9 protein-coding genes are annotated in these 11,758 nt (G+C 71.1%); 2 read left to right on the top strand and 7 right to left on the bottom strand.

The genetic code is table 11. From position 1 onward, the window contains the following. Positions 1-7: 7 nt before the first annotated feature. Together OHU89_RS43055 and OHU89_RS43050 are read left to right on the top strand one after the other, a co-directional pair. Positions 8-1,648, top strand: a complete 1,641-nt coding sequence (locus tag OHU89_RS43055) for an amidohydrolase (RefSeq protein WP_405650746.1) — start codon at positions 8-10, stop codon at positions 1,646-1,648. 180 nt (positions 1,649-1,828) lie between these two features. Then, positions 1,829-3,532, top strand: a complete 1,704-nt coding sequence (locus tag OHU89_RS43050) for a hypothetical protein (protein ID WP_405650744.1) — start codon at positions 1,829-1,831, stop codon at positions 3,530-3,532. A gap of 71 nt (positions 3,533-3,603) precedes the next feature. Here OHU89_RS43050 and OHU89_RS43045 read toward each other — a convergent pair whose 3' ends face one another. From OHU89_RS43045 to OHU89_RS43015, 7 genes are all read right to left on the bottom strand, one after another. Beyond that, a complete protein-coding gene (locus OHU89_RS43045; protein ID WP_405650742.1) occupies positions 3,604-4,854 on the bottom strand; it encodes a cytochrome P450 in 1,251 nt (416 codons plus the stop codon). Then, positions 4,851-5,456 carry an ATP/GTP-binding protein gene (locus OHU89_RS43040; protein WP_266884706.1) on the bottom strand — a complete coding sequence of 202 codons (606 nt, stop codon included), beginning with the start codon at positions 5,454-5,456 and terminating at the stop codon, positions 4,851-4,853. The genes OHU89_RS43045 and OHU89_RS43040 overlap by 4 nt, the downstream gene beginning before the upstream one ends. Next, positions 5,437-5,808 (bottom strand): DUF742 domain-containing protein, encoded by a 372-nt coding sequence (locus OHU89_RS43035; protein ID WP_266884708.1) that lies wholly within the window; start codon positions 5,806-5,808, stop codon positions 5,437-5,439. The genes OHU89_RS43040 and OHU89_RS43035 overlap by 20 nt, the downstream gene beginning before the upstream one ends. Further along, positions 5,805-6,224 carry a roadblock/LC7 domain-containing protein gene (locus OHU89_RS43030; RefSeq protein ID WP_046256912.1) on the bottom strand — a complete coding sequence of 140 codons (420 nt, stop codon included), beginning with the start codon at positions 6,222-6,224 and terminating at the stop codon, positions 5,805-5,807. The genes OHU89_RS43035 and OHU89_RS43030 overlap by 4 nt, the downstream gene beginning before the upstream one ends. 5 nt (positions 6,225-6,229) lie before the next feature. Further along, positions 6,230-7,882 (bottom strand): ATP-binding protein, encoded by a 1,653-nt coding sequence (locus OHU89_RS43025; RefSeq protein ID WP_405650738.1) that lies wholly within the window; start codon positions 7,880-7,882, stop codon positions 6,230-6,232. Between the two features lie 294 nt (positions 7,883-8,176). Further along, positions 8,177-10,342: an RNA polymerase recycling motor ATPase HelR gene (gene helR, locus OHU89_RS43020; protein WP_405650736.1), complete on the bottom strand. Its 2,166-nt coding sequence runs from the start codon at positions 10,340-10,342 to the stop codon at positions 8,177-8,179. Between the two features lie 107 nt (positions 10,343-10,449). Continuing rightward, on the bottom strand, positions 10,450-11,691 hold the full coding sequence (locus OHU89_RS43015; protein WP_405650734.1) for a glycosyltransferase: 1,242 nt from the start codon (positions 11,689-11,691) through the stop codon (positions 10,450-10,452). Positions 11,692-11,758: the final 67 nt, after the last annotated feature.

Raw genomic sequence — 11,758 nt, 5'->3', positions numbered from 1 at the left:
ACGGAACATGTACGCAGACCTCATCTTCACCGGCGGCCCCGTTCTCACCCCCGAGGGCCGCACCGCGACCGCCGTGGCCGTCACCGGTGACCGCATCACCGCCGTAGGACACGACGAGGTCCAGGACCTCAGGGGGCCCCGGACCGAAGTGGTCGACCTGGCGGGGCGGTTGCTGCTTCCCGGCTTTCAGGACGCGCACATCCACCCGGTCCCGGCCGGTCTCGAACTCACCCAGTGCGACCTGACCCGGGCCAAGACGGCCAAGGAGACCGTGGCCGCCGTGCGCGCGTACGCCGCCGCGCATCCGGAGCGGGAGTGGATCACCGGCGGCGGCTGGTCGATGGAGGCCTTCGAGGGCGGTACGCCGACGAAGGAGCTGCTGGACGCCGTCGTCCCCGACCGGCCGGTCTATCTGCCCAACCGGGACCATCACGGAGCCTGGGTCAACAGCCGCGCCCTCGAACTCGCCGGCATCACACGGGACACGCCCGACCCCGTCGACGGGCGGATCGAGCGGGACGCCTCGGGCTCGGGCGAGCCGAGCGGCACGCTCCAGGAAGGCGCGATGCAGCTCGTCGGGCGCCTCACCCCCCAGGCCACACCGGCCGACCGGCTCGCCGCCCTGCTGCACGCCCAGCGCCATCTGCACTCCCTCGGCATCACGGCCTGGCAGGACGCGCTCGTCGGAACCTTCCTCGGCATGGAGGACCCCTCCGACGCGTATCTGACGGCCGCCCGGGACGGCTCGCTCACCGCGCGTGTCGTCGGCTCCCTGTGGTGGGACCGCGAACGCGGGGCCGAGCAGATTCCCGAACTCGTGGAGCGGCGGGCCGCGTTGAGCCACGGCCGGTTCCGGGCGGGCACGGTCAAGCTGATGCTGGACGGGGTCGCCGAGACCGGGACGGCCGCGCTGCTCGACCCGTATCTGGACAAGTGCGGCTGCGCCACGGCCAACCGGGGCACGAGCTTCATCGATCCCGGGCAACTGCCCAAGTACGTCACCGAGTTGGACGCGCTCGGCTTCCAGTGCCACTTCCACGCCCTGGGCGACCGCGCCGTACGCGACGCCCTGGACGCGATCGAGGCCGCCCGCACCGCCAACGGACCGAGCGACACCCGGCCCCATCTGGCGCACCTTCAGGTCGTGCACCCCGACGACGTGCCGCGCTTCGCCCGACTCGGCGCGACCGCCAACATCCAGCCCCTGTGGGCGGCCCACGAACCCCAGATGGACGAGCTCACCATTCCCTTCCTGGGTCCCGAACGGGCCGCGTGGCAGTACCCGTTCGGCGCGCTGCTCCGCTCCGGTGCCAGGCTCGCCGCCGGCAGCGACTGGCCGGTCAGCAGCCCCGATCCGCTGGAGGGAATCCATGTCGCGGTCAACCGCGTGGCCCCGGACGGCGAGGGCGCCGCGGTGTTCCTGCCCGCCGAACGCATCGGCCTGACCGAGGCGTTGACCGCCTACACCGCGGGCTCGGCGTATGTGAACCACCTCGACGAATCCGGCCGGGTGCGCGTGGGGGCGCTGGCGGATCTGGTGGTCCTGGACCGGGACCCGTTCGATCGTCCGCTTGCGGAGGTCGCGGGGACGAGGGTGGCGCTCACCTATGTGGGAGGGGTGGGAGTGTACGCAGCTCAAGAGGGCTGAGCAGTAACGGAGATCACCGCCGGGTCATGGCGTAGATCATTTACTCTCTGGGGAGTCTCGTTCCGCTTCTCGGTTCAACTTCCGTACCGGGAGGCGCAGTTCGAGCGCGTGGGCGGTTCCCCTGCCGCCCACGTCCGCAGGGGCGGGGGGCTCTGCGCGCCGTCTCCCGAAAGGAACCACATGGCTCAGGACGTCACCTTCGGCCTCCCCTTCGACACCCCCGCCCAGGTCCGGCCCACGGAGGCGGGGAACACCCTGGCCGACCTCCTGGCGAAACGGATCAAAGGGAGCACGGAACAGTACCGAAGGTCCCAGAACGCCGCTCGGCAGCGGCTGGACGCACTCGGATCCCGGCGGGCCGGCACCACGCTCCGTGTGGAGGGAGCCCTCCGACTGGCGCAGCCCGCGTTCCTCCCGCCCGACGAGGAGGGCTACGCCAGGCTGAGGCACCTCGACACCGGTCTGCGCGTGATCGAAGCAGCCTTCCCCCAGGTCAGCACCGACATCGAGATCTGCCGGCTGACCTGCACGATGCTGGAAGGGGCTTGGCGGAGCCGGGCGGTCACCCCGCAGCGCGAGGAAGAACAGACGGCTGTCTGCACCTGCCCGCTGTGCCGTCGGATACCCACGCCCCCCGCACGCACGCTGGACGACTACCGCTGGCGGCAGAGCGCCGGTCGTCCCCTCACCGTCAAGACCTGGCCGCACCGCCGGGAACTCGACAGCGTCCTGACCGGCGGATGGTCCTGGACCCGGCAGTTGAACGACCTCGAGCGGGACCTCGGCCACCGCCACCGCTTCGAGGACGACATCCTCGTCTTCCACGAATACAAACGCGTGATCGACACCATCGACACAACACGCCTCACCCAACACGTCGAAGGCCGCTTGGCCGAGAACTTCAGCACCAACAGCGCACGGGCCCTGGTCAGCGGACTCTTCGCGGCCCACAAACGATCCGTCGACGAGTACTGGCTCCAGCAGCACGCCTCGGGCCGCGTCACGCTCCCCCAGACCAACCCGCTCAGCCAGAGCGCCTACTCGGCCCTGCAGATGCTGGACTGCCTGTTCTGGCACGTCGCACCCGACACCGAACTCTGGCAGGAGGAGAACCTCGCCTCCCTGCTGCTGTGCCGCGTCATCGACGACATGACCGACGTACGAGCCGACGCCCTCACCGGTGAGATCAGCAACTTCTGGCTCGCCGACATGCCCACCCACACCAAGGCCCTCTACGCCGCCTGCGCCATAGCCCTCGTCAAGTACGGCTGCACGCCCGAGGCGCACGACCCGATGTGGAACACCTGGCTGATGACCACCACCATCGTCTGGATGGGGCTCACAGGCCGCCACGCCCTGTGGTTCGACGGCATCACCCAGGGACTCCCTCCGGCCGAGGCGTGCCCACTGTGCGACCTGCAGCCCAACGCTTGCACCGGCATCCTCACCGACGGCACCACCCTCACCATGGCCCCGCGGCCCACCGCACCGGCACTGAGCACCCGGACCGCCGAGCTCTCCGCACGCTGCCGAGCCCAGTTCCCCGAGACCTGGCCCCTGTTCGACGACGAGCTCCATGCCTTCGAAGCACTGCACGGCCCCTGGTACGGCAACATCGACAGCACCTGGGAGATCCTGCGCCGCACCTACATCGCCGCCGTGGAGGCATCCAGGGCCGCACCGTCCCCGGCCCGCGCCCGTGAAGTCCAGCAGGACTCCGGCGTGGTCGGATCGGAGAAGTTCCACACCCTGCACGACCCGCGGACCGGGCGGGAGGACACCGCACTGCTCGCCTACATGTTCGCCGGCGCCCACCCGCACTTCCTCTGGAACGCCACGGGATACCGCCCCACGGGCGTCGAGGGCGACTGGCTCGACGGCTGACGCCTCGATCCTGTTCCAGACGCGGCGCTGCCCGGCCGGAAGCCGGCCGGGCAGCGGTCCCCTGATGTGGCCTAGACGGCGAACTCGACCGGCAGACTGTCCAGCCGGAACTCCCACGTGGAGGCGGTCGAGCTGAGTTCCTCCGGCGGTACGGCCAGACACAGGCCCGTCAGCCGGTGCAGCAGGATGTTCACGCCGACCTCGATGATGGACTGGCCGATGCTCTGCCCGGGGCACTCGTGCGGACCGGCGCTGAAGGCCAGGTGCGACTGGTTGCCCTGGACCGCCACGCCCTCGTCGGGCCGGATCTCCGGGTCGACGTTGCCCGGGGCGAGGCCGAGGAGGAGCAGGTCGCCCTCCTGGATGCCGTGCCCGCCGAGCTCCAGCTCGCTGGTGGCGAACCGCCCCGGCAGGACGGCCAGCGGCGGGGTGTTCCACATGACCTCCTCCACCACGGCGGACACGTTCAGCTGACCGCTGATCAGCCCGGACAGCCGCGCCGTGTCCGTCAGGACCAGCTGCAGCACCCGGGCCAGCAGGTTGCTGGTCGTGGTGTGGGCGGCGATCAGCACCAGCCGCAGATGGCTGACCACCTCGTCCTCGTCCAGCGCCGCCGGGTGCTCCAGCAGGGCGGTGGTGAAGTCCGAGCCCGGTTCGGACCGCTTGCGCCGGGCGAGTTCACCCAGGATCTGCATGATGCGCTCGTTGTGCACGAGGGCGCCCTCGCCGCCCTTGAAGACCTGGGCGCACGACTCGATCAGACGTAGTCCGTCCGCCTTGGGAAGGCCCAGGATCCGGGTGAGCACGAGCATCGGCAGGTGCTCGGCGTAGTCGGCCACCAGGTCGGCGCGCCCGGCGTCGGCGAACACGTCGATCTGCTTGTTAGCGAAGTACGTGGCGTGCCGCCGGATACCGCGGCTCGAGGCGGCCAGCAGTCCGTCGGTGACCGCGCCGCGCAGCCGGCGGTGCGGCTCTCCGTCCTGGGAGACACAGTCGGGCCGCCAGCCCAGCATCGGCACCAGCGGCGAGGTCTCCGCGATCCGGCCCTCCCGCCAGTCCCGCCAGATGCGGGCGTCCCGGCTGAACTGACGAGGGTTGTCCAGCACCCGCCGGTTGTCGCGATAGCCGAGCACCAGCCAGGCGGGAACGTCACCCTCCAGCAGCACCGGTGCGACGGAGCCGTGTTCCTTGCGCAGCCGCTCGTAGATGGCCTGCGGGTCGGTCGCCGCGTCCGGACCGTACAGCCGCGTGAGTTCCGCCCCGCCGTGCGCGACGGGGCACCCGCGGGGCGCGTCGGGACCGGGTGAGGTCTGGTCGTTCATCGGGGCTCCAGAGCGACGGCGAAGCGGTCCTTCACATGACGTATCAGGGCGACCAGGACGTCACGGCTGGAGGCCCGGTCACGGGCATCGCAGGCCACGACCGGAATGTGCGGTGGGATGTCCAGGGCGTCCCGGATCTCCTCGACCGGATAGTGCCGGGAGTCCGGGAAGATGTTCAGGGCGACGACGAAGGGGACGTTCTGCCGCTCCATCTCCTCGATCGCCCGGAAGCTGGAGGCCAGGCGCCGGGTGTCGACCAGGACGACGGCGCCGAGCGCTCCCTTGAACAGGCCGTTCCACAGGAACCAGAACCGCTCCTGGCCCGGGGTGCCGAACAGGTACAGCATCAGGCTGTCGTTGAGGCGGATCTTGCCGAAGTCCAGGCTGACGGTGGTCTCCGTCTTGTCGGCGACCCCGATGAGGCGGTCGTCGTCGGCGCTGGCCTCGGTGAGGGTCTCCTCGGTGGTGAGCGGCCTGATGTCGCTCACCGAGCCGACCAACGTGGTCTTCCCGGTGCCGAATCCACCGGCGATCATCACCTTGACCGAGCGGGTCTCCCCGTCGTCCGGCCGGCCGAGCCGGTCAAAGCCGTTCAAGTCCACTGAGTACCTCCTCCAGGAGCGCGAGGTCGGGCCCGCGGCGGGCGTCGTGCGCCGGGACGGGGTCACGGGCTTCCACGCGGTCCGCCTCGAGCAGGTCCGTCAGCAGCACCGCGAGAATGTTGAAGGGCAGTCCCAGGTGGGCGCCGAGTTCGGCCACCGACAGCGGTTCGCGGCAGCGCCGGAGGATCTCCTCGTGCTCGTGCTGCAGCCCGGGGACGGGGGCGGTGCGGGAGACGATGAGGGTCGCCACATCGAGGCTCGACGCCGAACCGGCCGGTCCGCTACGACCTCCGGTGAGGACGTAGTAGCGCTCGAGACCGGACGGATCCGTGGGCCCGGAAGGAGCACTCATCCAGAGTGCTCCTCCAGGCGCGGAGAGGTGCCGAGGAGCTCGCCCATCCTGCGGGCCAGGTCCCTCATCTGGTGCCCGAGCAGGCCCTGGTCGAGGCCTTCACGGGCGAGCACACCGAGATACGTCTCCACCCCCGCGCGTACGACGAAGAGGTGACCGCCGTCGACCTCGATCATCGCCAGCCGCAACTGCCCCCGCTGCCCGCCGGGCCGGACGAACTGCTCGGCGACCGGCTGGGCCAGCGCCTGCAGACCGGCCACCACCGCCGCGAAGCGGTCCACGTCGTCGGGGTCCTCGGCGCCGAAGGAGGTGATGGCCTTGCCGTCGCTGGAGGCCACAAGGGCGAAGCGGATCTCCGGGATGGACTCCACGAGGTCGCGGAGCGCCCAGCTCACGTCGGTTCCCTGTTGCGTCATGTGGACTAGTCGCTCTCTTCAGTGCGGTGCTCGGTGGACTCGCGGCCGTCGGGCCGGCCGGCCGCCTCGTCGGACTCGCGTCCGGCGGTGGCGAACGCGGCAAGACCGGCGAAAGAGGCGTCCGGAGGGACGGCGAAGACGCTCGTCCCCTTGGTCACCTCGGTGCGCTCGGCCGTCTGCTGCCGCTGCTCCTCACCGCGCCTGCTGCGGCGCCGCGGCAGTCCGCCCGGTGTGGTGTCCGCCGCTTCCTCGGCCGGCGCCTCCGGGATCGACCCCCTGGCGGGGGCGGGCGCGACGGGCTGCGCCACCGGTGCTGCCGCGGGCAGCGGGCTGAAGTACTTGTGCGGGACCACCACGACCACCGAGGTGCCGAGCCAGGGCGAGTCCGCGAAGGTGACGCGGATGCCGTAGCGGCGGGCCAGGATGCCGACGACCCTGAGGCCGATGGTGGCGTCCTCGGTGATGCCGCCGAGACCCGGTCCGGCCTCGGTACCGGCCAGCGCCTGCTCGGCCTCGAGCTTCTTCTGCTCGCTCAGGCCCTTGCCGGAGTCCTGGATCTCGATGCCGACGCCGTTGGGCACCTCCTTGCCGGAGACGATCACCGGCTCGGTGGGCGGCGAGTAGCGGGCGGCGTTGTCCAGGAGGTGCGCGAAGATCAGCGTGAGGTGGTCCACCAGACCGCCGTCGACGCCGAGTTCGGGCAGATGGCGTACGTCGACCCGCTGGAACTCCTTGATCCGGCCGATGCCGCCGCGGACCACGCTGAGCAGCCGCTGGGGCTCCTGCCACTGCCGGCCGGGCCGGTCCGAGCCGCCCAGCACACCGATGCTGGCGGCGAGACAGTCGGCGGGGCCGATCTCCTGGTCGAGCTCCATCAGACCGCGTGCCACGGAGGGCAGTCGGCCGTGCTCGCCCTGCATCTCGTGCAGACGGCCACGGAGCTTGCTGGTCAGCACATGGATACGGTTGCCGATGCTGATCACGGCCTGCTCGGCGGAGGTCGAGCGGTCGAACTCCCGCTCGACACCGATCAGCGAGGTCCTGAGGACCTTGCGCAGCTCGGCCTGGAGCTCGGCGCTCACCTTGGCGCACTGGTTGGTGGCCGGCAGCAGATCGTCGATGGCGTCGCCGGCACGCAACTGCGCGAGCGCCTCGGGGAGTTGCTCGTCGGCGAGCCGGGCGACCGCGGACAGCTGGTGCGCCAGCTGCTCCTCCCAGATCTCGGCCCGGTCGGCGAGCTGGGACTCGTACGAGGCGGCCTGGTCGGTCAGCCGCTGCTCGTAGGCGCGCGCCTGCTCGGCGAGCTGGGACTCATAGGCGGCGGACTGCTCGGCCAGCCGGTGGTCCTGGACGGTGTACTCGGCGGCGAACTTCCGCTCCAGTGCGGCCACATGCTGCTGCCACTGCTGGGAGTGCTCGGCCTGCGAGGTGCGGAAGGATCCCTCGGCCCGCCGCAACTCCTTGCGGGTGCGGACCAGGAGCCGGACGCACACGGAGCTCGCCGCCGTCGCGGCGGCCCCGGCGACGGCCGCGGTGACGCCTTCCGAGCTCATGAACGTGGCGGCAACCGTCCCGCCTCCCAAGGCCAGTGGCATCAGCCACCAGCCGTACCAGGCGACAGGGGCCCGCGCCGCCGGTGGCGGAGTGGCGAGTTCCATCTGCATCCTTCGAAGCAACACAATCGAACAACGGGGGGGGTGTGCAAGGGGAATCGCACTGAGTGGGACGCGTCGCGGGACGACCGATGGTGAGCAGGTCAACTCGCGGCGTCAGAGGGGAGCTTATCGGGTTTGAACCCGAAAAGATCAACCTCACCGCCCGGCGGAAGTGAGGGTTCCGTCACGCTCAGCCAGCACCCGCACATCGACAAATGTCCATACTGACCAGCACGGTTGTGAAAGCGGACGTGGGCGGCGGCGCCGCGCCCTCCGGCCGGAGGGCGCGACAGGGGGTCAGCCGGTGAGGACGACGAGCCGCTGGGTGGCCCGGGTCATCGCGACGTAGTGGTCGACCGCTCCCTCCACGCCCTGGCCGAACTTCTCCGGGTCGACCAGGACGACCAGGTCGAACTCGAGCCCCTTCGACAGCTCCGGGGTCAGCGACCGCACCCTCGACGTCGCCCGGAACGCGGGGTCCCCGATGACACAGGCGATCCCGTCGGTGTGCGCGGCGAGCCAGGTGTCCAGGACCGACTCCAGCTCCGTGACCGCTCCGTGGACGACCGGGACACCGCTGCTGCGGATGGAGGTCGGCACGTTGGCGTCCGGGAGCGCGGCCCGGATGACCGGCTCGGCCTCCACCATGATCTCCTCCGGCGTCCGGTAGTTGATGCTCAGGGAGGCCATCTCGATCCGGTCGAGCCCGACCCGCTCCAGCCGTTCCTGCCACGACTCCGTGAACCCGTGCCTGGCCTGCGCCCGGTCCCCGACGATGGTGAAGCTCCGGGACGGGCACCGAAGCAGCAGCATCTGCCACTCGGCGTCGGTCAGCTCCTGGGCCTCGTCCACGACGATGTGCGCGAACGGGCCCGCGAGCAGGTCCGGGTCGGCGGTGGCCAGTTCGGACTCGTCGACCAGGCTGACCTTGGCGTCCTCGCCGCTCAACATCTTCACCAGGCCTTCGCCGTCGTCCCCGTCGGCGCCCGAGTTGGAGACGGCCTCGATCAGACTGTCGACGACCCGCGTCATCTGCTCCCGCTGGACGGCGAGGGCGGCCTTGTGCCGGACCTGGCGCCGGGCCGTCTCCGGGTCGCCGAGCCGCTGCCGGGCCGCGTCCAGGAGCGGCAGGTCGGACACCGTCCAGGCCTGGGCCTCCGCGCGCTGGAGGCTGCGCACCTCGTCGGGGGTGAGCCAGGGAGCGCACATCCGCAGGTAGGCGGGTACCGTCCACAGGTCTCCGACGACGTCGGTCGCTTCGAGCAGCGGCCACGCGCGGTCGAAGGCGGTGCGCAGTTCCCTGTTCTGCCGCAGCGACTTGCGGAGCAGGTCGGGCGACACGTCGCCCTCGTGCTTGTCCATCAGGATGGTGAGCAGTTCCTCCCACACCTGGTCGCGCGCCTCGTTGTGCGCGGTGCCGGGTTCCGCCGCGTCGAAGGCCACCGCCCACTCGCCGGCGCTCAGCGGGATGTCGGACCAGTGGGTGGTGACCGTCATCCCCTTGGCGGGCGGCTCCTCGTAGAACCTGACGGCCTTCTCGATCGCCCCCACCAGCGCCGCGGACGACTTCAGCCGGGCCACCTCCGGGTCGGCCTCGATCCCCGCCGAGGCTCCTTCGGCGACGAGGTCCCGAAGGATGCAGGTCTGCACGCCCTCCTCGCCGAGGCTGGGCAGGACGTCCGAGACGTACGACAGATACGGCCGGTGCGGGCCGACGAAGAGCACGCCGCCGCGACGGTGACCGAGGCGGGGGTCGGAGTGGAGGAGGTAGGCGGAGCGGTGCAGGGCGACGACGGTCTTGCCGGTGCCCGGACCGCCGTCGACGACGAGCGCGCCGCGCGATCCCGCGCGAATGATGGCGTCCTGGTCGGCCTGGATGGTGCCGAGGACGTCCCGCATCCGGGGCGAGCGGTTGCTGCCCAGGCTGGCGATGAAGGCGGACTGGTCGTCGAGCGCGGCATGGTGCTCCAGCCCGTCGGCGGTGAACACCTCGTCCCAGTAGTCGCTGATCCGGCCGCCGGTCCAGCGGTACCTGCGGCGGCTGGTCAGCCCCATCGGGTTGCCGTGGGTGGCGCCGAAGAACGGCTCGGCAGCCGGTGAGCGCCAGTCGACCAGCAGTCGGCGGCCGGAGCTGTCGGTGAGGCCGAGCCGTCCGACGTAGAGGGGCTCGGGGTCGTCGGCGGAGACCATGTGTCCCAGACACAGGTCGAGCCCGAAGCGGCGCAGGGTACGCAGGCGGGCGGTCAGCCGGTGGATCTCCGTGTCCCGGTCCATCGCGTGCCGGCCCATGCCGCCGGGTGCCCTGCGCGCGGCGTCGAGCTGCCCGGACACCTCGGCGATGGACTGCTCGAGGCACTCGGCGAGGGCCGCGAAGTGCTGCTCGTCGCCGGCGATCAGCGCCGGGGCGGCCTTGGACGAGAGACGGTCGGGGAGGTCGAACGCGCTGGTGGGCAGGGTGTTCAAATGATCAGCTCCGGTATGAGGTCGTGTGACCATGGTGCACGGCAAAAGGTACGGACCGGCTCGGCGGACCTGGTGGTCGCCCCGGGCGACGCTCCGTCGCGTGGGGTTCACGCGGACGCGGTGGGCTTTCCCTGGCCGATGGTGTCGAGGACGAGCTTCGCGGCCACCGCCGCCCCGTCGGTGCGGACGGCGTCACCCACGGCCCGCGCCCGTTCGCGGGTCTCGGGGGCCAGGGCGGTGCCGAGCGCGGCGGACAGGGATGCGAAGGTCGGCGTCGGACCGTCGTGTGCCGCGCCGATGCCCAGCTGGGCCACCCGCCCGGCCCAGTACGGCTGGTCCGCGAGCTGGGGCACCAGCACCTGGGGCACGCCGGCCCGGGCAGCTGTCGTGGTGGTGCCCGCGCCGCCGTGGTGCACGACGGCCGCCACCCGGGGGAACAGCGCCTGGTGGTTGGTGTCGCCGACGGCGAAGCAGTCGTCCTGGCCGTCGATCAGGCTCAGGTCGGCCCAGCCACGCCCGACGAGTATGCGGCGCCCCTGCGCACGGACCGCCTCGACCGCCACCTCGACGACGTCCGTCGACTCACGCATGGGCATGCTGCCGAAGCCGACGAACACCGGTGGTTCACCGGCGTCCAGGAACGCCACCAGGTCGTCCGGCAGCGGGCGTTCGTCAGGCATGGCCCACGCGCCGGTCTGTACGACGTCGAAGTCCGCCGTCTCCTGCCACGGGTCCAGGACGGGGTCCGTGGCCAGCCACGGCCGGTCGCCGATCACGTAGTCCCGGACGTCGTCCACCGGGGGCAGGCCGATCGACGCCCGGATGGAGTTGAGCGCCTCGCCGAACAGCGCGTTGATGTTCTCGGCGTCCAGCTTCCACAGCACCCGGTTGTCGGTCACGTCCGTCGGCAGCGGCCTGCCCGGATACGCCAGCGGGCGGCGCAGCGGGGAGGGCAGGGTGAGCTGCTGGAAGGTGACGGACACGGCAGGGATGCCGAACTTCTCGGCCACCGACAGCGCGCCTGCCGCCGCCGAGATCATGCCGGTCGCCACCACCAGGTCGCATCCTTCGGCAGCCGCGGTGACCCCCTCCAGCTGACTGGCGAGCACGGCGGCCGCGCGCTGGGGCAGGTTCGCAGCGGACGGCGGTGGCGCCTGGGTGGTCAGCGCACGCGCCGACGGGCCGACCGGCACCAGCTGCACGCCGACACGGTCCAGCAGCTTCGCGAACTCCTCGTCCGCCGGCGCGCACACCCGTACCTCCGCGCCGAGCGCCCGCAGCTCCACAGCGAGCGCCGCCATCGGCTGGACGTCCCCGCGCGACCCGTACGTCGACAACAAAACTCGCACTTCGTGACTCCCCGTTCTCCGCGTTTTCCGGCTTCGAGCGGAGATTCTGCGGTACCACCGGGGCCTT

Origin of the sequence: Streptomyces sp. NBC_00019 (genome assembly GCF_045041015.1) — a bacterium.
GTDB lineage: Bacteria > Actinomycetota > Actinomycetes > Streptomycetales > Streptomycetaceae > Streptomyces.
The sequence above is the reverse complement of the archived record's forward strand: the minus strand, read 5'-3'. Positions and strand labels throughout refer to the sequence as shown.